Origin of the sequence: Mycobacterium sp. 852002-10029_SCH5224772 (assembly GCF_001667315.1) — a bacterium.
GTDB lineage: Bacteria > Actinomycetota > Actinomycetes > Mycobacteriales > Mycobacteriaceae > Mycobacterium.
Window position 1 is genome coordinate 1 of the sequence record NZ_LZHT01000108.1, and the last position, 22,625, is coordinate 22,625.

Sequence of the window (22,625 nt, forward strand, 5' to 3'; positions counted from 1 at the left end):
TTGGTGTTGGGACAGTCGTGGGCCATGGATACGACGTGGTTGCTGGCGTCTCTGATGCCGTCGAGGCCGGTGTCCCACTGGTCGGTGGCGGGATAGTTAACCGGATAAACGTCGAACGACCTACCGCCGACGCGTTGGTGTAGGCCGTCGACGAAGGCTTGCCCGGTGGGTCCCACGCCCGGGGCTTCGCCGGTGCCGCGGGCGAACACCACCTGTACGTCCGGACACTGGGCTGAAGCGGTGGGAATGACGGAACCAGATACGGCCGAAGCGGCCACACCCGATGCTGCGATAACTACTGCTGGACCAAGAGAACGAACGATGTGACGTGCAATCATGCCGTCCAAAGTGCCCATGCGAGCCCCTCCCAAAACTGTCAACTTACTGGTCGTTTCGTCATGTTTTGCTGTAAATCGGGGTGCCGCTACAAGCGGCGGAGAGCGCCCGCATCGCCTCCGCCGGACCGACGCAGCCATTGTGCAGTTGTTGCCTATCAACACACTTTAAGCGCCGTTTGCTGTCTATCGTAGCGGGAGGCCGCGAGATGCCCACCGCCGGAGGGCTGACGATATGGCAACGGGCGAAACGGGTTTCGCCGACGTAACGTTCGATTGTATTCCCGTTAAACACCACTCGGTGACGTGGGGCCGCGACGACGACCTGTGCGTGCACGACGCACGGACCCAGGCCCGGATGGACTGCGGCCAGCCACGCGACGAGGACTCGGTGAGCTGAAATGGATTCCGCCTGAGCCGAAATTGCTGAGCGAGCGCACAAATGTCGGCAAGGTCACATACCGACAACGCTCGGATGCGCGCGGCGTGGCGTCCTACTAAAGTGACATATCTTAGGGAAGGCTTATGATTCGTTAAGTACGAAAACAGGTAGCACGGAGCAAGGCTGTGAAAACGGACCGTCTCGACGCGATCATCGTAGGTGCAGGCTTCGGGGGCATCGGCGCCGCAATTCAGCTCAAGCGTCTCGGGTTTGACAACTTCGTCATCCTCGACCGCGAGGACGACTTGGGCGGGACCTGGCATGTCAACCACTACCCGGGCATCGCCGTCGACATCCCCTCCACCACGTACTCGTATTGGTTCGAGCCCAAACCTGACTGGTCACGGTTGTTCGCGCCGGGTGCCGAGGTCAAGCAATACGCCGTGGAGGTCGCCGACAAGTACGACGTACGCCGCCACATGCGCTTCAACACGACCGTCGAGGGTGCCCAGTGGGAAGAGGACACCTCGGTGTGGCGGGTCTCGCTGGCCGGCGGCGAAACCCTGACCTGCCGTTTCCTGATCACCGCGACGGGATTCCTGTCCCAGCCGCGCACCCCGGACATTCCCGGCATCACGAGCTTCCAAGGCAAGGTGGTCCACACCACCGCGTGGGACCACGCCTATAGCTACGCGGGGCGCCGAATTGCCGTCATCGGGACCGGGGCGTCCGCGGTGCAGGCCATTCCCGAGTTGGCCAGAGAGGCCGCGGAGCTGACCGTGTACCAGCGCACCGCGACCCACGTGATTCCGAAGTTCGATTTCCCCATCCCCCCGCGGATGCGGCGCGTGTTCGCGCGGGTGCCGGCGACACAGCGGACCCTGCGGTGGGTGAGTGACATCATCCTCGAGATCATCATGGTCGTCATGGCGCTGCATTTTCGGCAGTCGCGCGGGCGGGGGAACATCTCCGCCTCCGACATGGCCAAGATCAACCGATTCCGGTGGATCCGGGACAAAGAACTGCGCGCGAAGCTGACGCCGGACTACGACCTCGGCTGCAAGCGGCCGACCTTTTCCAACAGCTTCTACCGCGCTTTCACCAAGCCGCACGTGCACCTCGAGACGAACACCATCGAGCGGTTCGAGCCGGACGGCATCGTCACCGCGGATGGACGCAAGACGGTCATCGACACCCTGGTGCTCGCGACGGGATTCGACCTGTGGGAGGCCAACTTCCCGGCCATCGAGGTGGTCGGCCGGAAAGGACGCAACCTCGGAAAGTGGTGGCGGGAGACCAGGTTCCAGGCCTACCAGGGCGTCTGTATGCCCTACTTCCCCAACTATTTGAGCCTGGCCAGTCCGTTCGCCTTCTCCGGACTGTCCTTCTTCCACACCATCGAATACCAGATGCGGCACATGGACCGGCTGCTCGGCGAGGTCAAGCGTAGGGGCGCGACGACCTTCGAGGTGACCGAGGAGGCCAACGATCGATTCATGGAGCGGATGACCAAACTGCTGGACAACTCGGTGTTCTACAGCGGCAACTGCGCGACGTCGCGGTCGTACTATTTCAGTCCCAATGGTGAAGCATCGCTGCTGCGTCCGACGACGACACTCAACTCGGTACGCGAAGCCCGCACCTTCCCGCTCAGCGACTACGTGATCGCCTAGCGCCTCAGCGGCGCGCGGATCCGGTCAACGGTTGCCCGTTGGCGGACTGCAGCAAGCAGATGACGGTGCTCGGGGTCGGATCGGCGCCGGTGCGGTCCTGATTCGAGTCGATCAGATAGGTGATCGAAAAGTGGCTGCCGTCAACGGGTTGGCCGGTGTAGGGGGAGAACCCGGCCGCGCAGTCCCGATTGGCGACGGTGGCGATCGCGGCGTCAACGGCCATCGGGGCGCGAAGGTAGACTTCGGCTAAATGCGCTGTCGCGCAGTCGACTACGGTGACGTCGGCGCGGCTCCCATCGGCCGGCGGCAGGTCCGCCACGCACTGACCGGCCTGCAAGGCGATCCACTTCTCGGTATGAGAGCCCGGTGGCAACGGAGCAGCGGTGGCGTCGGTGGCCGTCGTGGCCGTCGTGCAGAAACCCAGCATCGCCACGGCGGTCAGGCAGCAGATTCTGTGAAGGCTCAAGACTCGCATCGCAGCCTCCTTCATTCCATGCCCTGGCGATGGAGTTTAGGGGGTATTGGTCAGCGCGGGGTCCGGTTTTTCCGACGACATCGACAGGAACCCGCGCGCGCAGCGTGCGGCCAGCAACCAGTTTGCCGGCTTCTTCAGGTCCAGCCCGCCCAGGAGTTGTTTGACCATCGTCAGAGAGTCGAAGTAAATACGTTCGCAGACAAGCGTTTCCGTGTCGTCGAAGAACAAAGTAGGCCGTCATCCGCACGCGGAACCGGCTGCCGGTCGGCGGGACCTTGCCCAGGTAGCCGCGGTGCGTGCCCATCAGCCAGAATTCGACGACCACCGCGTCGGCGCTGTGTCGCAGCGCGATGATTTCGTGATCCTGATCGGGAAAGGCGGCCCGCGTGTCGGTGTAGTAGCGGCGCACTGCCGCGTCGCCGTCGTGCACGAGCATCTGGGGAATCAGCTCATAGCGGGGATGCGGGAACGTCGACAACACGTCGTCCCACGCCTGGCGGACCTCGTCATGGAAGTGGTCGAGCACGAGTTTCTGACGTGCGGCCAGCACCTCGGGCGCCGGAAAGGCGGGAATGGTCACGTGGTCAGCGTAATCCTGGGTTTCGGCGAGGCGGTATGCCTTCGGGGAGAGGCGAACCGCACAACCTACCGCGGGGGAGTCCAGGCGACCGGCAGGGTCTTGATGCCGTGGATGAACTGCGACAGCAGCCGCGCGGGTTCGTCCGTCGCGACGATATCGGGTATCTCGCGGCGCAATTCGTCGAAGACGACCCGGATTTCACGACGAGCCAGGTTGGCGCCCAGGCAGAAATGCGCGCCTCCGCCGCCGAAGCCGAAATGCGGATTGGGGGTGCGCGCGACGTCGAAAGCCCAGGGATCGTCGAACGTCGACTCGTCGCGATTGGCCGAGTTGTACCACAGCGTGGCCTTGTCGCCCGCCTTCATCTTGGTGCCGGACAGCTTGAAGTCCCGGGTCAACGTGCGGCGCATGTAGATCACCGGCGACGCCCACCTCACGATCTCCTCGACGGCGGTCGGCGCCAGGCGGTCGAAATTGGACCACCACTTGTCCCGCTCGGCGGGATAGCGCGACAGCGCCAGCACGCCGTGGCTGATCGCGTTGCGCGTGGTCTCGTTGCCGGCCACCACCAGCAGGATGAAGAACGACGCGATCTCCGTCGACGTCAGCCGTTCCCCGTCGACCTCGGCCTCCACCAGGCTGGTGGTCAGGTCGTCGTGGTGGTTGGACCGCCGGTCCTCGGCCAGCGCGCTGGCGTAGGCGCCGATGTCCATCGACACCTGGAGGAACTCCCCGAAATCCGTGGCCAGGTCCGGGTCACCGAACCCGAGAATCACGTTGGTCCAGTGGAAGATTCGCTGATGGTCCTCCTCGGGGATGCCCATCATGTCGCAGATCACCTGCAGCGGCAGCGGACCGGCGAGCTCGCTGACCAGCTCGGCCTCCCCGTCGGGATGATCGGCGATCAGCGAGGCAACCAACCGGCGGGCCCGCTCGCGCACCGACGCCTCGATGCGCGCCACCACCTTCGGGGTGAACGCGCGGCTGACGATCGAGCGCAGCCGCTGGTGCCGCGGATCATCGAGCACGATCATCGAGCCGAAGTATTCGCTGATCTCCGGGGTGTTGTCGTTGATCGTGATGTTGGGGCTGGAGCTGAAGATGTCCGGATGACGGCTCGCGAAAAACACGTCGTCATGCTTGGTCAGCGCCCAATGCCCGTCGCCCGGTTCGAACCCCTCGTACTCGATCGCCGGCCAGAACGAGATCGGCGCCTCGCGGCGCAGCGTGGCGAAGGTGCCGTCGCGGACGTCGTCGTCGAGCGCCCAGAAGTCCAGCGACTCGAGATGGATGTCGGCCAGCGGAATCTCGGGGGGCGGCGCCCCGTTCGTCCGCACCGCCAGGCCCTTCTTGGGGCCGGTCTCGAGGGTCACCTGGACCTCCTCATGTCGTGCCGGGGACTGTTCGGTCAGTGGGTGCAGACCGTTCGGGCGGGCACCCCGGTGGTCGCCGTCGCGGCGCTGACCACGTTGCCGTCGATCAAGATCTTGCAGGAGATCGGGCCCGGCCCCTGCGCGCTGAGCGTGAACACCTCCCCGCCAAACCCGGTGAATTCCGTCGACCAGGGCAGCGGCGCATTCACCTGATGCAGCTGCCCGGTGTCGGTTTGGTAGTAGATGAACTCGGCGACCGCGGGCCCATTGACCTCATAGCGGACCTGCGGCATCTGGGGCAGGGCGTAGGCCGCGCCGCAGGCGTTGGCAAACCCGAAACCGACGGCGAACAGGATAGAAGGCCCGGCGAGGTGCATTCTCATGAATTGCATCGTGTCACCACGGGCGACGGTAGGGAAGCTTAATGTGAAACCCGAAGCGGGGGTTGATGACCGAAAGGTGGCGTAACGCATGGCGGGACACGACTCAAAACGTGTGGTGGTGTTTGGCACGGGCTTCGTCGGCAAGATGGTGATCCCCGAGATCGTCAAGCACCCGCTCTTCGAGTTGGTAGGCGTCGGGGTCAGCAATCCGAACAAGGTTGGCCGCGACGTCGGCGAAATCTGTGGCATGTCCGAAAAGGTCGGCCTGGCCGCCACCGACGACATCGACGCCCTGATCGCGCTGAAGCCAGACGCGCTGGTGCATTACGGCCCGACGGCCATGCACGCCAAGAAGAACATCGCGCTGATCACCCGTTTCCTGCGGGCCGGCATCGACGTCTGCTCGACGGCGATGACGCCGTGGGTGTGGCCGACGATGCACCTCAACCCGCCCAACTGGATCACGCCGATCACCGAGGCCTGCGAGCTGGGCGAGTCGTCCTGCTTCACCACCGGCATCGACCCCGGATTCGCCAACGACATGTTCCCCATGACGCTGATGGGCCTGTGCTCGGAGGTGCGCCGGGTCCGGGCCTCCGAGCTGCTGGACTACACGAACTACGAAGGCGACTACGAATTGGAGATGGGCATCGGCCGCGAGCCCGAATTCAATCCGATGCTGCAAGACCGCGACATGCTGATCTTCGCGTGGGGCGCCACGGTCCCGATGATCGCGCACGCCGCCGGCATCATGCTCGACGAGATCACCACCACCTGGGACAAATGGGTGACGCCCACCGAGCGCAACTCCGCCAGGGGCGTCATCAAGCCCGGGCACGTCGCCGCCGTCCGGTTCACCATCAACGGTGTCTATCAGGGCGAGACGCGCATCCAGCTCGAGCACGTCAACCGCATCGGGCTGGACGCCGCGCCGGACTGGCCCTCGGGTCACGACAACGACGTCTACCGGGTAGACATCGAAGGCACGCCCAGCATCTTCCAGGAGACCGCGTTCCGGTTCACCGACGGCTCCGGCCGCGACGCCGCCGCGGCCGGCTGCCTGGCCACCGGGCTGCGGGCGCTCAACGCCGTGCCGGCGGTCAACGACCTACGGCCGGGCTGGGTGACCCCGCTCGACCTGCCGCTCATCGCCGGCGCCGGCAACATCCGCTGACCGGCGCACAGCGGTCACATAGCTGCCGCCGACACGCGATACAGGAATTGGCGGCACAATAGCGGCTAGCCGGATGCGAGTCGGTGCTGCGAACACGGGAATCCAAACATGGCCAATGAAGCTGGGACCGCACTGGGACTATCGATCGGTGTCACCAACCTGGCGGCCGCGACCTCCGACTCCTCCGCCCAGGCCCTCACCCGCAAGCCCGTCCTCACGCTGTACCCCGACCGGCCCGCCGAGATCGGCATCCCCGACGAAAACCCCCGACTGCAAGGGCCGGGCGTGGTGATCACCGGCTTCGTCAATCGCGTCGGCGACCCGCGCGGGGTCGTGGCCCCCGACGGCTCGGTGCACCGCAGCGAGGTGCTACTGGCCGACGGGCTGCGGGCGCTGGCCTACGCGGTCACCGCTGGGCGCGCCCTGCCCGACGACGTCGCCGTCACCTACCCGGCCCATTGGGAGTCGCCGGCGGTGGAGGCCCTGGGCGCCGCCCTGAGCGAAATCCCCGAATGGTCGCAACGGGCACGCCCGATCCTGTTGATTCCCGACGCCGCCGCGACGCTGCTCGCCGTGCGGGCCCGCCCGGGCATACCGGCGCGCGGCACCGTCGCGCTGTGCGATTTCGGCGGCAGCGGCACCAACATCACGTTGATGGACGCCGACGGTGACTACCGGGCGCTGGCGCCGACCGTGCGGCACCGCGATTTCTCCGGCGATGTGATCGATCAGGCGCTGCTGGGCGTCGTGGTGGCCAACATGCCGACCACCGGCGCATTCCCCACGGGCACGGCGGCCATCGGCTCGCTGAGCCGGCTCAGGAGCGGGTGCCGCGTCGCCAAGGAGCAGCTGTCCTCGAGCACCGCGGCCACGCTGACCAACGGCCTGACCGGGGCGCGTGGCGAAATCCGGCTCGCTCGACACGAACTCGACGACGCGATCCGCCCGGCGCTGACCGGGTTCATCGCTGCGTTGGATCAAACCTTGGCGCGCAACGGGATCCGTGACCTCGTCGCGATCGTTTCGACGGGCGGCGGAGCGAACCTCCCGGCCGTCACCACCACGCTGTCGCGGCATTTTCGCGTCCCGGTGGTCACCACGCCGCGGCCCCAACTCACCGCGGCGGTCGGCGCCGCGTTGCGGGTCGCGCGCGGCGCCGACGATGCGACGTTTGCGGCACCCGCGGCGCCCGCCGCCGCGGCGCCCCCCACCGCGGCGACCGCGACCGCGAAAGTGCCGCCCGCGCATCCGGCGCCGGGCGCGATGCCGATACGGGCCTGGTCGGCCACGGCTCAGCAGTCGCGCGTCATACCGGTCGGCGGCGCACCCGACGCGGACGCGGCCACCACTCGGATCGCCGTCCCGCCCGCGCGGCGCAAGGGGCTACTCGCGCGGTGGCGGCTGCTGCCGGCGGCCGCGATTCTTCTCACCGCCGCGGCGGTGCTGCTAGTGGGCGGCGCCGTGGCGATCGGACTGAACTCACAGGACAAATCGGCGACGACGCCGGCGCCCGCCCTGACCACCACGCCGGCCGCGCCTCTCCCCGACAGCGCGACCGCCGAACCCGGGCCTGTGGATGTTCCGGTGCCGTCGACCTCCGATACCAACCCGCCCGCCGAGACCGAGACGCCGATGACCACCACGCCGCCGGCGACCCCGCAGGCGGTCCCGCCGGCCGCGCCCGCGCGTCCGAGTTCCCCGCGTAGGGTGGCCGTCCCGGCGATCCCACCGATCCCCGGAGTCAACGAACCCATCCCCGGCATCGACCGGGTCAACCAGATCCTTCAGGAGATTCAAGGCGGCCTGGGCGTCAGCGCACTGGGCCCATTGCCCACTCACTGAACGTCAACCGGGAATTGCCGTTCAGCTCAATCCTTTTCGCCCTTATTCTCCGCGGTCGCGGCTTCCCGTAACCTCTCGTTCAGGGCCTTGTCCTTGTCGATCTGTTCCTTCAGATCCTTTTCCTCGCGGCCGTCGTCGTCCTTGGCCTGCGCATCCGCGCCCTCGGGCACCTCGTGCTTGGGGCTGCCGTCCTCGTCCAACCAATCGTTGACCGCGGTGCCGGACACGCTCCCCCCGGTCCCCGGCAGCACGATCGTCGCCTTGTCCTCGTAGGCCCCCATCATTTCGGCGGCCTTCTTCTTGTCGTCCTCGTCCGGCTCCGGCTTCTCGGTTAATCGTTGCTCGTCGTCCTGACCGGACGACTTATCGTCCTGCACACTCATCCATCTACCCCCTCGCAGTCGCAGATTCGGCGATTGCAGGGGGTTACCCGTTGCGCAGCTGTGCCGAAACTCTCCTCAGCGCGACCCGTCGCCCTTGACCAGCACAACCAAGGCCTGCGGGATGCGCATCGGCTCGGGTGCACCGGACAGCCGCTCGGTGACGGCGCTGTGTAGCTGCTCCACGAATTGCGCGGCCCGCGCGTCGTGGATCCCGCCGTCGAGCGCGCGCACCAGCGCGGGGAACAGCGCCGACCGCGCGAACGCCCCCCACTGCGCACCGAAAGCCTGCGCGTCGTTGTCCGACTGGAAGCGGGCCCAGAAGCGATCCTCGGCGTTGAATATCTCGAGGTGCTCGATCATCAGGCCTTCGAAGCGCCCCTTGGGCGAGAACGGAGCGCGAAAATCCTTCTCGGTGCGGGCGAAAGTGGGAATCGTCATGCGCCGCAACTCATCCGAGCCCAGCAGGCCGTCGCGCGCCTGATCGTTGAGTGCGCCGACGATGGCGTCGAGCAGCGGGCCGAAGCCCGCCGTCTCGTCGGTGTCAGCGGCCATCGTCAAGGCCACCAGCCGGCCCTCCGGCGCCAGTTCGCGCCCGCGGAACGCGACGAAGTTATGCCAGTCCAGCGCGGCCTGGTCGGAATATGCCGAACGCACCGCGTCGTCGCCGGTGCAGGACACGTGCACGTGATCGGGCACCTCGCACGGTGTTCGGCTCAACCACTGGGTCGCCCAGGACGTCCAGCCCAGGTTCACCGTCTTGGACGGCACGATCTGGTTGTAGAACGACCGGCCGATCGCCGACGTGAACGTCGCCGGGTCGAGCTGCAGGTAACTTTCCGGGTCGTCGGCCACCGTGCCGAACAGGGCCGTGAAGTCGTTGCGCGGTACATCGGTGTGCGCCACCAGGATTGCGTGATCGTGGCGGGTGCGCCGGCGCAAGACCGCGATGGCCGCCGACAGCGGCCTGAGCGAATTGTGGCCGTTGGCGGCGCCATAGTCGGCGATGACGATCGGCTGCGGGGCCTTGGGCAGGCTGACTTGCTCCGCGGCCCCCTCGAACGCCGCGATGGCCTTCGCCAAACCGGCGGCCCGCAGCCGCGAGGCGTCGGTGTAGGTCGGCTCCGGGCGGACCACGATGCTCGACTCGGGCATCGGCGGTTCAGGCTGCATAGGGCAACGATAATGGCTGGGCCGGTGGCCAGTTCGGCGTGGCGCAATCAGTGGCCTCGCGCCACCCACTCCTCGTAGTGCACGATCTCGTCGCCGATGGTGGTGCTGTCGCCGTGGCCGGTGTGCACGACGGTGTCGCCGGGCAGGGTGCCGAGCCGGCCGGAGATCGACTGCAGGATCGTCGGGAAATCCGAATAGGAGCGTCCGGTGGCGCCCGGGCCGCCGGAGAACAGGGTGTCTCCGCTGAACACCACACCGAGCTCCGGGGCGTACCAGCACACCGATCCGGGGGAGTGACCCGGCGTGTGCAGGGCCAGCAGCTCGGTGCCGGCGACATCGATCGTGTCCCCGTCGGCGATCGTGCGGAAGTCCTTGTCCGGGTGGGTCATTCGCCACAACACGTCGTCGCCGGGGTGCAACAGCACCGGGGCGCCCAGCGCCGCGCCCAGTTCGGGCGCCACCGTGACATGGTCGTTGTGGCCGTGGGTGCACACCACCGCGACGACATTGCGCTTACCCACCGCGGCCAGGATGGGCTCGGCGGCGTGCGCGGCGTCGAACACCACGACGTCGGAGTCGTCGCCGACGATCCAGATGTTGTTGTCGACTTCCCAACTGCCGCCGTCGAGTTCGAACGTTCCGCGGGTGACCAGGCGCTCGACGGCTTGGTCCGAGGCCGTCATCAGAGCACCACCACCGAACGCAGCACGTTGCCGTCGTGCATCTTGTGGAACGCCTCTTCGACGTCGCCGAGCCCGATGCGCTCGGAGACGAACTGCTCGAGCGGCAGTCGGCCCTGCAGATACAAATCGATCAACGTGGGGAAGTCGCGATCGGGCAGGCAGTCGCCGTACCAGGACGACTTCAGCGACCCGCCGTGGCTGAAGAAGTCCACCAGCGGCATCTCGAGGGTCATGTCGGGGGTCGGAACACCCACCAGCACAACGGTTCCGGCGAGGTCACGGGCGTAGAAGGCCTGCTTCCACGTTTCGGGCCGGCCCACCGCGTCGATCACCACGTCGGCGCCGAACCCGTCGGTGAGGTCCTTGATCGCCTTGACCACGTCGAGTTCGCGGGCGTTGACGGTGTGCGTGGCGCCGAACTTGCGGGCCCAGTCCAGCTTGGTGTTGTCGGTGTCGACGGCGATGATGCGCCGCGCGCCCACCAACGCCGCGCCCGCGATCGCGGCGTCGCCCACGCCGCCGCAACCGATCACCGCCACGGTGTCGTCGCGGTTGACCGCGCCGGTGTTGATCGCCGCCCCCAGCCCGGCCATCACGCCGCAGCCCAGCAGCCCGGCGACCGCGGGGTCGGCCTCGGCATCGACCTTGGTGCACTGCCCGGCGGCCACCAGCGTCTTGTCGGCGAACGCCCCGATGCCCAGCGCGGGGGTGAGCTCGGTGCCGTCGGTCAGCGTCATTTTCTGGGTGGCATTGAAGGTGTCGAAGCACAGGTGCGGGCGGCCGCGCTTGCAAGCCCGGCACTGCCCGCACACCGCCCGCCAGTTCAGGATCACGAAATCGCCCGGCGCAACGTCGGTCACGCCCGGGCCGACGGCCTCGACCGTGCCCGCGGCCTCGTGGCCGAGCAGGAACGGGTACTCGTCGTTGATGCCGCCCTCGCGGTAGGTCAGGTCGGTGTGGCACACCCCGCAGGCGATGACGTCGACCAGAGCCTCGCCGGGGCCGGGATCCGGGACGACGATGTCCACCAACTCGACGGGTTCGCCCTTCTTGCGTGAAATGACGCCGCGCACTGTCTGACTCATGGGATCCAACTTAAGGGCTCTGCGCCATACATCTCGCGGCGGGCTGTTCACCCATCGAGCCGGTGTAGCGTCGCAGGACGTGACGGCTTGGGAGACCACCGAAGAATTCACCGAACGAATCGCCGCGACCCTCGACAGCGCCAGCCTGACCATCCTGCTGAGCATTGGGCACCAGACCGGCCTGCTGGACACGATGGCCGGGCGCGCGCCGGCGACCAGCGCGCAGATCGCCGACGCCGCCGGGCTCAACGAACGCTATGTGCGCGAGTGGCTGGGTGGCATGACCGCCGGGCACGTCGTCGAGTACGACCCCGACACCGCCACCTACTCGCTGCCCGCCCACCGCGCCGGCGTGCTGACCCGTGCGGCCGGGCCCCAGAACCTTGCCGTGGTGGCCCAATTCCTGCCGCTGCTCGGTGAGGTCGAGCAGAAAATCATCGGCTGCTTCCGGGCCGGCGGCGGACTGCCCTACAGCGAGTTCCCGCGCTTCCACCAGCTGATGGCCGAGGAGAGCGGCGCGGTGTTCGACGCCACGCTCGTCGATGTCGTGCTGCCGCTGGTGGACGGCCTCGTCGAGCGCCTGCGCGCCGGCGCCGACGTGGCGGATTTCGGCTGCGGCAGCGGCCACGCCATCAACGTGATGGCACAGGCGTTCGGAGCCAGCCGCTTCACCGGCATCGACTTTTCCGAGCAGGCCATCGCGACCGGGATCCGCGAGGCCGCCGACCGCGGCCTGACGAACGCAACCTTCGAAAGCCACGATCTGCCCGAGCTGGACAAACGCGAGGCCTACGACGTCATCACCGTGTTCGACGCCATCCACGATCAGGCTCAGCCGGCGCGGGTGTTGGAGAACATCCATCGGGCGCTGCGCCCGGGTGGCGTCCTGCTGATGGCCGACATCAAGGCGTCGAGCCGGCTCGAGGAGAACGTCGGGGTGCCGATGAGCACCTACCTGTACACCACGTCGTTGATGCACTGCATGACGGTGTCGCTCGCCTTGGACGGCGCCGGGCTGGGCACCGCCTGGGGCACGCAGCTGGCCGTCGCGATGCTCGGGGAGGCCGGATTCGACGACGTGCGGGTCGCCGAGATCGAGGCGGACCCGATCAACAACTACTACATCGCCACCAAGTGACAGCCCTCGACCTGCTGGCCGAGTGGCCGGTCGGTGCCGCGGCCGCCGCGGTCGTCGGGCCCGGCGGCGTCCTGGCCGGCCACGGCGACACCGGGCGGGTGTACGAGCTGGCCTCGGTGACCAAGCCGCTGACGGCCCGGGCCGTGCACGTCGCACTCGAGGAGGGCGCCGTCGACCTCGACACACCCGCCGGCCCGCCCGGCTCCACCATCCGCCACCTGCTGGCGCACACCTCGGGCTTGTCGATGCACACCGACAAGCTGCTGGCCGCGCCCGGCACCCGCCGCATCTACTCCAACCAGGGCTTCACCGTGCTGGGCCAGACCGTGGAACGCGAGACCGGCATCGACTTCGCCCGCTACCTGTCCGAGGCGGTGTGCGAGCCGCTGGGGTTGGCGACCACCCGCCTCGACGGGGGTGCGGTGGCCGCCGGGTTCGGCGCGACGTCGACCGTGGCGGATCTGGCCGCGTTCGCGGGGGACCTGCTGCGCCCGACCACGGTCTCCGAGCGGCTGCACGCCGAGGCCACGACCGTGCAGTTTCCCGGTCTGGACGGCGTTTTACCCGGATATGGCGTGCAGCGGCCCAACGACTGGGGCCTGGGTTTTGAGCTTCGGGACACGAAATCGCCGCACTGGACCGGAGCGCGTAACTCGACGCGAACGTTCGGCCATTTCGGCCAGGCAGGGGGGTTCATCTGGGCAGATCCCGAGATCTCGCTGGCGTTGGTGGTGCTCACGGACCGCGAATTCGGGGAGTGGGCGCTGCGGCCGTGGCCGGCGATTTCCGACGCCGTGATAGCCGAATACAGCTAATTCGGACTGCACACTAGCGCAACACAGGTATCACGAGGCACAATAGACACGCACGACACACAAATAATCGAAGATCTCAGCAAGCTGCCCTGCTTGCCGGGTCCGCAGGTCGTTGGGGAAGACGTCCCTTGTGGAACCGAAGGAGCAGGAAATGCGAGCGTCGAATCAATTCGCCGACGTGACGACTGGCGTGGTGTACGTGCACGCTTCGCCGGCGGCGGTGTGCCCGCATGTCGAGTGGGCGTTGTCGTCGACCCTGGGCGCCAAGGCGAACCTGAACTGGACGCCCCAGCCGGCGATGCCCGGTCAGCTGCGCGCGGTCACCAACTGGGTCGGCCCGGTGGGGACCGGCGCCAAGTTGGCCAATGCGTTGCGCTCCTGGTCCGTGCTGCGATTCGAGATCACCGAGGACCCCAGCCCCGGTGTCGACGGCCATCGCTTCAGCCACACCCCGCAACTCGGCCTGTGGAGCGGGGCGATGAGCGCCAACGGCGACGTCATGGTCGGGGAGATGCGCCTGCGGTCGATGATGGCCCAGGGCGCCGACACCCTGGCCGCCGAACTGGATTCCGTGCTGGGCACCGCCTGGGACGAGGCGCTCGAGGCCTACCGCGACGGCGGTGACGGCGGCGAAGTGAGTTGGCTGAGCCGGGGGGTCGGCTAGGTTTTCTGCTTTTGTGTCTGCTCGGCGGGGGCTAGATCGGTTCGCAGATCACCACCGGAATCACCCGGTCGGTCCACGATTGGTATCTGGCCCACCGCGGGTTGTGTGCGATGAGTCGCGGCCACAGTTGGGTGCGTTCCGTCTCGTCAGCGACGCGGGCATGCATGCTGAGCGTCTGTGCCCGGATCTGGACGCGCACATCGGGGTTCGCGCGCAGGTTCAGAAACCACATTGGGTGTTTGGGCAGACCGCCCTGTGACGCCACCAGAACCAGTCGGTCGCCGTCGGGCATGAATATCAGTGGAGTGGTTCGGGATAACCCGCTCTTGCGGCCGGTCGTGGTCAACAGACACAGTGGGAGCCCCAACTCGTGGCCGGCAAGGCGGCCATCGCTGGCGCGATAAATCGCCACGTTCGCCTTGGAGATCCGTTTCAGGAGACGCGGAGCCAGAACGGAAATGAGGAGCGGGGGCCGCTTGGGCGCGACCCTCCGAGTGATAGTCGGCCAACGCCAGGTCATCTCTGTTCCTTGTTCGTGCCGCACACCAGCAGTTGCTGTGGCGGCGTGCCGCCGTGGTGATCATGCCCCACGTGCCATTTACCAGGTCTTTTTTTAAATGATTATAGCCCGTAAAATAGATCATGCGGGTGCACACCTCGGGACGTCGGCGCCGCGGGTCAGCCTACGACGCACGGCGCGCAACGAGCCACTCGGGAAGTAGGAACTGCCATGAAAAATATCGAAACCCCCGAAATCGAAGCACTCGGTGATCACGACTACCTCGTGCGTGTTGCCCAGGACGACGAACGTGTGACCATTCGGATGCGAGCTACGCCAGAGGTCATCGCGGGCATTGCCGGACCCGATGCCGACGAAACTCGCGTCATCGCCGCCACCATGGCCTATCTGACCGCGCGGCAGCGCCCCGACGACCTACCAAAGCAACTGGATCTCGACGACATCGTCGCCGCCTACGACGATTACCTCGATGATGTCCGTAACGAGATCGGCAACCCGCGATGAACCTCGTGAGCGCACGGATGAGCCAGCGGTTATTGCACGGCGCGCATCGCTACCGGGCGGGGCGCAGGATCTGCAGAGCGCCTGGTACCACCGAGATCTCGGCCGGCAGCGCGCAGGCGAAGTCGCCGTCGGCGTAGACGTTGATGCCGGGGCATTCGACGTGGACAGATCGCGCCCGCGTCGTGCTCACCTCGTCGAGGTTGACGTGGGTGCCCTTCATCACGGTGGGGAACAGACGGACCAGCTTGGTGCGCGACGCCTCATGCACCATCGTGATGTCGAGCAGGCCATCGGTGTAATCGGCGGTGGGACAGATCCGCATCCCGCCGCCGTAGCTGCGGGTGTTGCCGAACGCGGCCAGCGTGATGTCGGTGTCGATCTCTCTGGTGCCATCGAGCACCATCCGAAACGGCAAGAGCCGCAACTGGGAAAGCTCGGCGAGCATCGCGACGTAATAGCGCAGCCGGCCGTGCGGCCAGCGCATCCGGTTGGCGCGATCGGTGACCAGCGAATCGAAGCCGGTGGCCGCCACGGTGCCGAACCATTTGCTCACCCCACCGCTGTCCGTAATCCGGCCCAGGTCAATGGTTTCAGTCCAGCCGTCGGCGATGATGTCCGCGGCCGCCTCGGGATCCTGGGTGGGGATGCCGAATTCACGGGCGTGGTCGTTGCCGGTTCCCGCGGGGACGATGCCGGCGGGAACGTCGGTGCGCGCCAACACCTGCAGGGCGTTGGAGAAGACGCCGTCGCCGCCGGTCACCATGACCGCGTCGGCGCCCTTCTCCAGCGCCGCGCCGACCAGGTGCCGCGCGTCTTCGGCGTCGTCGCCGATGATTTCGACGACCTCCACACCCCGCTTGTGCAGCCGGGCGATCGCGAGCTGGGCGGCGCGTACCGCGGCGCCGTGCCCCGAGACCGGGTTGGTCAGCGCGATCACCTTGGCGATTTCGCGCCGGTGCGTTTGCCCCGCGGCGGACGTCACGGAATCAGCTTGCCGGGATTGAGGATTCCGGCCGGATCCAGGGTCGCCTTGACCGCGCGTAGCACCTGCACTCCCAACTCGCCGATCTCGTCGCGCATCCACGGCCGGTGGTCGGCGCCGACGGCGTGGTGGTGGGTGATGGTCCCGCCGGTGGCCATGATCGCATCCGACGCGGCCTTCTTGGCCGTCTTCCACTGCTCGATCGGATTGCCGCGTTGGCCCGCGACGACGGTGAAGTACAACGACGCGCCGGTGGGGTAGACGTGCGAAATGTGGCACATCACCAGCGCCGGGGTACCGGATTCGGCCAGCGCGTCGGTGAGTGCTTGGGTGACAGCGGATTTGAGTGCGGAAACGTTGGACCAGTCGGTGGCGGTCTCAAGGGTTTCGCACAGCGCCCCCGCCGCGAGCAGCGAGTCGCGCAGATAGGGCGCGCCGAACCGGCCGTGCTCCCACGCCCGCGCGGCGCCTTCGCCCAGCGAGGTTCCCCCCCGGGCCGTGAGCAGCGCGCAGGTTTCGGCGTGCCGGCTCGCGACGTGCTCCTCGGTGCCCTCGAACATCGTGATGCCCAAGCATCCGCCGGTGATCTGGGATTCGCCGATCGCCTCGGTGGTGGCCAGGTTGACGCCCGTCTCCGCCTCGTCGGAGAGCCGAACGACGGTGGGGCCGGTGGCAGTTTGGGTGACGGCGCGCAGGGCCGCGGCGCCGGTCGCGAAATCGGGGAACGACCAGGCCTCGTAGCGCACGGCTTCCGGCGCGCGGTGGACGCGCAGCCGCACCCGGGTGATGACGCCCAGGGTTCCTTCCGAGCCGATCAGCAGCTGACGCAGGTCGGGGCCCGCGGCGGATTCCGGTGCGCGGCCCAAGTCCAGGGTGCCCACCGGAGTGATCACCCGCAGCCCCCGCACCATGTCGTTGAACCGGCCGTAGCCCGCCGAGTCTTGCCCGGAGGAGCGGGTCGCGGCGAAGCCGCCGATGGTGGCGTACTCGAAGCTCTGTGGGAAATGGCCGAGCGAAAAGCCTTGCGCGCCAAGCAGTCGTTCGGCGTCCGGCCCGGTGACGCCCGCCTCGAAGACGGCCTGGCCGGAGACCTCGTCAAGCGAGATCAGCCGATCGAATCGACGCAGATCGAGCGAGACGACGGCGCCGAACTCGGCGCGGTCGGGGTCGAGCCCGCCGACCACGCTGGTGCCCCCGCCGAACGGCACGATCGCGATCCGATGCTCGGAGCAGTAGCGCAGGATCGCGGCAACGGCGTCCTCATCGCCGGGCAGCAGCACGGCGTCGGGCGCGTCCTGCGGCCCGCGATCCTTGCGGTTGAGCAGGTCGATGGTGGACTTGCCGCCGGCGCGCAGCAACCGATCGTGGTCCGCGGTGCGGCAATACTCGGCACCGACGATGGCGGCCAGCGCCTCCCGGTCCGTCGGCGAGAGGGCCGACGGGCGCAGTTCCACCTGGTCGGGCTGCAGTTCGGCCGCGGGGGACCCCTCGACCCCCACGGCCTGCGCCAGCAACGACCGGATCCCTTCCGAGAGCGGCTTGGCCGCGGCGGGATCTCCCCACGCGTTCCATTTCATGGGCGGGGAGAGCGCGTCGGGATGCGTCATGCGTTACAGTATTACATATGTTGTCAATCCGTAACGAGCTGGACACCGGGGAGCGCATCCTCGCCGCGGCCGCCAGCTGCGTGGTCGATTTCGGCGTGGACCGGGTGACCCTCGCCGAGATCGCCCGTCGTGCGGGTGTCAGCAGGCCGACGGTGTACCGGCGCTGGCCGGACACGCACTCGGTCGTCGCGGCGCTCTTGACCCGTCACGTGACCGACGTGATGCGCGACGCGCCCCTGCTCGGCGATGACCGGGAATCCCTTGTGCGACAGATCGTTACGGTGGCCGATCTGCTGCGCCAGGACCGGCTGGTGATGTCGGTGCTGCACTCGCAGCTCGCGCCCACGTACATCACCGAACGGCTCGGCACCAGCCAGCGCATGTTGATCGAGGCCCTGGCCGCCCGCCTGCGCGCCGCCCAGCGCAACGGCAGCGTGCGCTCCGGCGACCCGGTCCAGATGGCCACCATGGTGTTGCTGATCGCGCAGTCGGCCATCCAGTCGGCCCGGATCGTCGAACCGATGCTCGGCGGCGACGCACTGGCCGCCGAACTTGCCCACTCGCTGAACGGATATCTGTCGTGATCCCTGACCCGACCGCCCTGAACGCCGCGCGGCGCGCCGCCGACCTGACCGCGCTCTCCGAGGGCGAGTCGCCGGACATCGTCGTGATCGGCGGCGGCATCACCGGCGCCGGGATCGCGCTGGACGCCGCGGCGCGGGGGTTGCGGGTGGCGCTGGTGGAAAAACACGATCTGGCGTTCGGGACCAGCCGCTGGAGTTCCAAACTCGTCCACGGCGGCCTGCGCTACCTGGCGACCGGCAACGTGGGCATCGCCCGGCGCAGCGCCATCGAGCGCGGAATCCTGATGACGCGCAACGCCCCTCACCTCGTTCGTGCGATGCCGCAACTGGTGCCACTGCTGCCGTCGATGAGCCCGAGCAAGCGGGCGCTGGTGCGCGGCGGGTTCCTGGCCGGTGACGCGTTGCGGTTCCTCGCCGGCACACCGGCGGCGACACTGCCCCGCTCGCGCCGGATTTCGGCGCGACGCGTCGTGGAGATGGCCCCGACCGTGCGCCGTGACGGCCTGGATGGCGGCTTTTTGGCCTACGATGGGCAATTGATCGACGACGCCCGCCTGGTCACCGCCGTCGCGCGCACCGCGGCGCAGCACGGCGCGCGGATCCTCACCCACGTGACCGCGTCGGAGGCCACCGGAACCTCGGTGCGGCTGACCGATGCGCGCGACGGGGAATCGTTCGTCGTTACGGCGGGCGCGGTCATCAACGCGGCCGGGGTGTGGGCGGGGGAGATCGACTCGTCGTTGCGGCTGCGGCCCAGCCGCGGCACCCACCTGGTGTTCGACGCGCGCACCTTCGGCAATCCGACTGCGGCGCTGACGATTCCGATCCCCGGGGAACTCAACCGCTTCGTGTTCGCCATGCCCGAACAACTGGGCCGGGTTTATTTGGGGCTGACCGACGAAGCCGCTCCCGGTCCGATCCCGGATGTGCCCGAACCGTCGGTCGACGAGATCACGTTCCTGCTCGACACGGTGAACACCGCGTTGGGGACCGGGCTCAGGGCGGCCGACGTGGTCGGCGCCTACGCCGGGCTGCGGCCGCTGATCGACACCGGTGAGGGCCGCACCGCCGACGTTTCGCGCGAACACGCGGTCGTCGAATCGGCGTCCGGGGTGATCAGCGTGATCGGCGGCAAGCTGACCGAATACCGTTACATGGCACAAGACGTGCTGGACCGCGCCAACCGGGTGCGGCGGCTGCGCGCCAAGAAATGCCAGACCCGGAACCTGCCGCTGATCGGGGCGCCGGCCAACCCCGGGATCACCGCGACGCCGGACGTCGGGCTGCCGGAGTCGCTGGTGTCGCGCTACGGCGCCGAGGCGCCCAAGGTCGTCGCCACCGCCGCCTGCGATCGACCGACCGAGCCGGCCGTCGAGGGAATCGACGTCACCCGAGCGGAATTCGAATACGCGATCACCCATGAGGGCGCGCTGGACGTCTCCGACATCCTCGACCGGCGGACCCGGATCGGGTTGGTGCCCCGCGATCGGGACAGGGCCGTGCCGGTGGCCGAGGAGTTTGTGGCGCGGTTCGGTTAGGGCGCTTGTCCGATGTCCTCGTGCCACACATCGGGGTGATCGGCGATGAAGGCGGACATCAGCCGCGTGCAGCGCGCGTCGCCGATCACGGTGACGGTCACGCCGTGTTGCGCCAGCCATTCGTGCCCGCCGCTGAACGTTCGGGATTCGCCGACCACCAGCGCGCCGATGTTGAACTGGCGCACCAGCCCACTGCAAAACCAGCACGGCGAGAGCGTCGTCACCATGACGGTGGACCGGTAGTCGCGCTGTCTGCCCGCCGCGCGGAACGCGTCGAGCTCGGCATGCAACGACGGATCCCCTTGCTGCACCCGGCGATTGCGGCCGCGCCCGAGCAGGGTGCCGTCGGTGGCGAACAGGGCGGCGCCGATGGGAATGCCACCCTCGGCCAGCCCGGCCCGCGCTTCCTCGAGTGCGACGTCCAGCATTGCCGGCGCGGAGAGACTCACGCGACGATCGTCGACCACCGCGCGAGCGTAACGTGGCGGCGACTTTTGGCGCGTTTTTTCGCGGTGGCGTTACGCTCGCGACCTGGCGAGCAGGTGACTACAGCGGGATGTTTTTGTGGCGGCCGCGGCGAGCGGGCGCCTGGGCGAGCGCCTCGGTGAGCTTGCTGCGGGTGTGCGACGGGTCGATCTTCTCGTCGACCACGCCGATCTCGATGGCGCTGTCCACGCCCCCCGCGATCCGCTCGTGCTCGGCGGCCAGCTCGTCGTGCAGCGCCTCGCGCTCGTGATCGGGCGCGGCCGCCAGCTTCTTCTTGTGCAGGATGCCCACGGCGGCCTTGGCGCCCATCACCGCGACCTCGGCGTCCGGCCACGCGTACACCTTGGTCGCATTCAGCGACCGGGAGTTCATCGCGATGTAAGCCCCGCCGTAGGTCTTTCGGGTGACCAGGGTGACACGCGGGACCGTGCACTCGCCGAAGGCGTGCAGTAGCTTGGCGCCGCGGCGCACCACGCCGCCCCACTCCTGGTCGACACCGGGCAGGTAGCCCGGCACGTCGACGACGACCACCAGCGGAATGCCGAACGCGTCGCACAGGCGCACGAAACGTGCCGCCTTCTCGGCGCTTTCGGAGTTCAGGCAGCCGCCGAGGCGCAGGGGGTTGTTGGCCAGCACGCCGACCGTGCGGCCGGACAGCCGGCCCAGCCCGATCACCATCGACGGCGCCCAGTTGGCCTGGAACTCGTCGAACGGCGTCTCGTCGTCGAGGATCGCGGTCACGATCGGGCGCACGTCGTAGGCCCGCCGCGCCGACTCGGGCAGCAGCGCGTGGATGTCGGTGTCGCCGGCCTCGGCCTTGTTGCGGTCGAAATGGCCCTGCTGGCAGAACAATCCGACCAGCCGGCGGCCGCGCTCGTAGGCGTCGAGCTCGTCGTCGGCGACGATGTGGCACACCCCGGACTTCTTGTGGTGGGTCTCGGGACCGCCCAGCGAGGCCATGTCGACGTCCTCGCCGGTGACGCTGCGCACCACGTCCGGGCCGGTGACGAACACCCGGCTTTCCGGCGCCATGACGACGACGTCGGTCAGCGCGGGCCCGTAGGCGGCGCCGCCGGCCGCGAAGCCGACGACCACCGAGATCTGCGGAACGTAGCCCGAAGCCCGAATCATGGCTTCGAACACCAGGCCCACCGCGTGCAGTGCCTTCACACCCTCGGCCAGCCGGGCGCCGCCGGAGTGCCAGATGCCCACGATCGGGCTCTGCTCCTCGATGGCGGTGTCGTAGGCGTTGACGATGTGGGTGCACCCCTCGATGCCCATCGCGCCGCCCATCACGGTGCCGTCGGTGCAGAACGCGACGGTGCGCACACCGTTCACGGTCCCGGCGGCGGCAAGCACGCCGGAGCGGTCACGCTCGTGCAGCAGTTCGACGCTGTCTTCGTCGAAGAAGTTGCTCAAGCGCAACAGCGGGTCGCGCGGGTCGAGCGACTCGCCGACCGCCTCGGGGGCCGTGATAGTCATCGCAGTCTCCTGATATTCCGGTGTTGCTCGGATTAGTACCGCCCGAAGGCGATGGCCACGTTGTGTCCGCCGAACCCGAACGAGTTGTTAATCGCGTACTCGTAGTTGCCCGGGCGTGGTTTGCCCGCGACGACGTCCAGGTCGATTTCGGGGTCGAGGTTTTCCAGGTTCAGCGTGGGCGGAACCACCTGGTCGCGCAGCGCGAGCACGGTCAGGATCGATTCGACGGCACCGACCGCGCCGACCGAGTGGCCCAGGGCCGCCTTGGGCGCGTAGACCGCCGGCTTGTGGCTGCCCAGCGCGTTGTTGATGGCCTTGCTCTCGGCGAGGTCACCCACCGAGGTGCCGGTGGCGTGCGCATTGATGTGGTCGATGTCGCCGGGGGACAGGCCGGCGAGCTGGATCGCGCGTGACATGGCGTGCCCGGCGCGTTCGCCGTTGGGGTCCGGGGCCACCATGTGGTAGCCGTCGGAGGTGACGCTGGCCCCCATGATGCGGGCCAAGATGTTGGCCCCACGGGCCTTGGCGTGCTCCTCGGTTTCGATGACCATGAGCGCGCCGGCCTCGCCGAACACGAAGCCGGTGCGGTCGCGGTCGAACGGGCGACAGGCGCCTACCGGGTCGTCGTTCTTGGTCGACATCACGATCCGCATCTGGGCGAAGGCCGCGATCGGCACCGCTTCGATCCGGGTCTCGACACCACCGCAGATGGCGATGTCGGCCTCTCCGAAGACGATGTTGCGCCACGCCTGGGCGATGCCCTCGGA

At 67.9% G+C, this 22,625-nt stretch carries 23 protein-coding genes and 2 pseudogenes; 10 read left to right on the forward strand and 15 right to left on the reverse strand.

What is annotated here, in order from left to right:
- On the reverse strand, window positions 1–356 hold a 356-nt coding region (locus A5775_RS19300; protein ID WP_156660777.1), incomplete at its 3' end, for a cutinase family protein.
- A gap of 214 nt (window positions 357–570) precedes the next feature.
- On the opposite strand from A5775_RS19300, the gene A5775_RS25910 reads away from it, so the two are divergent.
- Together A5775_RS25910 and A5775_RS19310 are read left to right on the forward strand one after the other, a co-directional pair.
- Entirely contained in the window at window positions 571–735 is a 165-nt protein-coding gene (locus A5775_RS25910; protein ID WP_231995222.1) for a hypothetical protein, read from the forward strand.
- Window positions 736–902: 167 nt separating this feature from the next.
- Window positions 903–2,390 (forward strand): NAD(P)/FAD-dependent oxidoreductase, encoded by a 1,488-nt coding sequence (locus A5775_RS19310; RefSeq protein WP_067255933.1) that lies wholly within the window; start codon window positions 903–905, stop codon window positions 2,388–2,390.
- Window positions 2,391–2,394: 4 nt separating this feature from the next.
- Here the strand turns inward: A5775_RS19310 and A5775_RS19315 are convergent, their stop codons facing one another.
- The 4 genes and pseudogenes from A5775_RS19315 to A5775_RS19330 form a co-directional block, all read right to left on the reverse strand.
- Window positions 2,395–2,865, reverse strand: a complete 471-nt coding sequence (locus A5775_RS19315) for a hypothetical protein (protein ID WP_067255976.1) — start codon at window positions 2,863–2,865, stop codon at window positions 2,395–2,397.
- Between the two features lie 36 nt (window positions 2,866–2,901).
- A pseudogene (locus A5775_RS19320) lies at window positions 2,902–3,445 on the reverse strand (ester cyclase).
- Between the two features lie 65 nt (window positions 3,446–3,510).
- On the reverse strand, window positions 3,511–4,818 hold the full coding sequence (locus A5775_RS19325; protein WP_067255936.1) for a cytochrome P450: 1,308 nt from the start codon (window positions 4,816–4,818) through the stop codon (window positions 3,511–3,513).
- Between the two features lie 35 nt (window positions 4,819–4,853).
- Window positions 4,854–5,201, reverse strand: a complete 348-nt coding sequence (locus A5775_RS19330) for an MmpS family transport accessory protein (RefSeq protein WP_197512740.1) — start codon at window positions 5,199–5,201, stop codon at window positions 4,854–4,856.
- Between the two features lie 88 nt (window positions 5,202–5,289).
- On the opposite strand from A5775_RS19330, the gene A5775_RS19335 reads away from it, so the two are divergent.
- Together A5775_RS19335 and A5775_RS19340 are read left to right on the forward strand one after the other, a co-directional pair.
- Window positions 5,290–6,375 (forward strand): dihydrodipicolinate reductase, encoded by a 1,086-nt coding sequence (locus A5775_RS19335; protein ID WP_067255940.1) that lies wholly within the window; start codon window positions 5,290–5,292, stop codon window positions 6,373–6,375.
- Between the two features lie 108 nt (window positions 6,376–6,483).
- Window positions 6,484–8,217, forward strand: a complete 1,734-nt coding sequence (locus tag A5775_RS19340) for an Hsp70 family protein (RefSeq protein WP_067255943.1) — start codon at window positions 6,484–6,486, stop codon at window positions 8,215–8,217.
- Window positions 8,218–8,243: 26 nt separating this feature from the next.
- Here the strand turns inward: A5775_RS19340 and A5775_RS19345 are convergent, their stop codons facing one another.
- From A5775_RS19345 to A5775_RS19360, 4 genes are all read right to left on the reverse strand, one after another.
- Complete coding sequence (locus tag A5775_RS19345; RefSeq protein WP_067255945.1) at window positions 8,244–8,600, reverse strand: hypothetical protein; 357 nt, start codon at window positions 8,598–8,600, stop codon at window positions 8,244–8,246.
- Between the two features lie 75 nt (window positions 8,601–8,675).
- A complete protein-coding gene (locus A5775_RS19350; RefSeq protein WP_067255948.1) occupies window positions 8,676–9,770 on the reverse strand; it encodes an SAM-dependent methyltransferase in 1,095 nt (364 codons plus the stop codon).
- A gap of 47 nt (window positions 9,771–9,817) precedes the next feature.
- On the reverse strand, window positions 9,818–10,453 hold the full coding sequence (locus A5775_RS19355) for an MBL fold metallo-hydrolase (protein ID WP_067255950.1): 636 nt from the start codon (window positions 10,451–10,453) through the stop codon (window positions 9,818–9,820).
- Entirely contained in the window at window positions 10,453–11,538 is a 1,086-nt protein-coding gene (locus A5775_RS19360) for an S-(hydroxymethyl)mycothiol dehydrogenase (RefSeq protein WP_067255953.1), read from the reverse strand. The genes A5775_RS19355 and A5775_RS19360 overlap by 1 nt, the downstream gene beginning before the upstream one ends.
- Window positions 11,539–11,617: 79 nt before the next feature.
- Between A5775_RS19360 and A5775_RS19365 the strand changes: the two genes are divergently transcribed.
- From A5775_RS19365 to A5775_RS19375, 3 genes are all read left to right on the forward strand, one after another.
- Entirely contained in the window at window positions 11,618–12,676 is a 1,059-nt protein-coding gene (locus A5775_RS19365; protein WP_067255955.1) for a class I SAM-dependent methyltransferase, read from the forward strand.
- Complete coding sequence (locus A5775_RS19370) at window positions 12,673–13,491, forward strand: serine hydrolase (RefSeq protein ID WP_067255958.1); 819 nt, start codon at window positions 12,673–12,675, stop codon at window positions 13,489–13,491. Before A5775_RS19365 ends, A5775_RS19370 begins: the two co-directional genes overlap by 4 nt.
- A 151-nt stretch (window positions 13,492–13,642) precedes the next feature.
- Entirely contained in the window at window positions 13,643–14,155 is a 513-nt protein-coding gene (locus A5775_RS19375; RefSeq protein WP_067255979.1) for a DUF3145 domain-containing protein, read from the forward strand.
- A 31-nt stretch (window positions 14,156–14,186) separates the two neighbouring features.
- On the opposite strand, the gene A5775_RS19380 is transcribed toward A5775_RS19375, so the two are convergent.
- Window positions 14,187–14,675 (reverse strand): nitroreductase family deazaflavin-dependent oxidoreductase, encoded by a 489-nt coding sequence (locus A5775_RS19380; protein ID WP_156660778.1) that lies wholly within the window; start codon window positions 14,673–14,675, stop codon window positions 14,187–14,189.
- Between the two features lie 210 nt (window positions 14,676–14,885).
- On the opposite strand from A5775_RS19380, the gene A5775_RS19385 reads away from it, so the two are divergent.
- Window positions 14,886–15,179, forward strand: a complete 294-nt coding sequence (locus A5775_RS19385) for a hypothetical protein (protein ID WP_067255960.1) — start codon at window positions 14,886–14,888, stop codon at window positions 15,177–15,179.
- Between the two features lie 49 nt (window positions 15,180–15,228).
- On the opposite strand, the gene A5775_RS19390 is transcribed toward A5775_RS19385, so the two are convergent.
- Together A5775_RS19390 and A5775_RS19395 are read right to left on the reverse strand one after the other, a co-directional pair.
- Window positions 15,229–16,161: a diacylglycerol kinase gene (locus A5775_RS19390; protein WP_067255963.1), complete on the reverse strand. Its 933-nt coding sequence runs from the start codon at window positions 16,159–16,161 to the stop codon at window positions 15,229–15,231.
- A complete protein-coding gene (locus A5775_RS19395) occupies window positions 16,158–17,738 on the reverse strand; it encodes an FAD-binding oxidoreductase (protein WP_156660779.1) in 1,581 nt (526 codons plus the stop codon). Before A5775_RS19395 ends, A5775_RS19390 begins: the two co-directional genes overlap by 4 nt.
- Window positions 17,739–17,785: 47 nt before the next feature.
- On the opposite strand from A5775_RS19395, the gene A5775_RS19400 reads away from it, so the two are divergent.
- Window positions 17,786–18,352 carry a TetR/AcrR family transcriptional regulator gene (locus tag A5775_RS19400; RefSeq protein ID WP_067255967.1) on the forward strand — a complete coding sequence of 189 codons (567 nt, stop codon included), beginning with the start codon at window positions 17,786–17,788 and terminating at the stop codon, window positions 18,350–18,352.
- Window positions 18,349–19,890: a glycerol-3-phosphate dehydrogenase/oxidase gene (locus tag A5775_RS19405; protein ID WP_067255969.1), complete on the forward strand. Its 1,542-nt coding sequence runs from the start codon at window positions 18,349–18,351 to the stop codon at window positions 19,888–19,890. The genes A5775_RS19400 and A5775_RS19405 overlap by 4 nt, the downstream gene beginning before the upstream one ends.
- On the opposite strand, the gene A5775_RS19410 is transcribed toward A5775_RS19405, so the two are convergent.
- The 3 genes and pseudogenes from A5775_RS19410 to kasB all read right to left on the reverse strand — a co-directional run.
- Window positions 19,887–20,318 carry a nucleoside deaminase gene (locus A5775_RS19410; RefSeq protein WP_067255971.1) on the reverse strand — a complete coding sequence of 144 codons (432 nt, stop codon included), beginning with the start codon at window positions 20,316–20,318 and terminating at the stop codon, window positions 19,887–19,889. The genes A5775_RS19405 and A5775_RS19410 overlap by 4 nt on opposite strands.
- A gap of 118 nt (window positions 20,319–20,436) precedes the next feature.
- Window positions 20,437–21,858, reverse strand: a complete 1,422-nt coding sequence (locus tag A5775_RS19415) for an acyl-CoA carboxylase subunit beta (protein WP_067255974.1) — start codon at window positions 21,856–21,858, stop codon at window positions 20,437–20,439.
- A 32-nt stretch (window positions 21,859–21,890) separates the two neighbouring features.
- A pseudogene (gene kasB / locus A5775_RS19420) lies at window positions 21,891–22,625 on the reverse strand (3-oxoacyl-ACP synthase KasB); the annotation flags it as partial.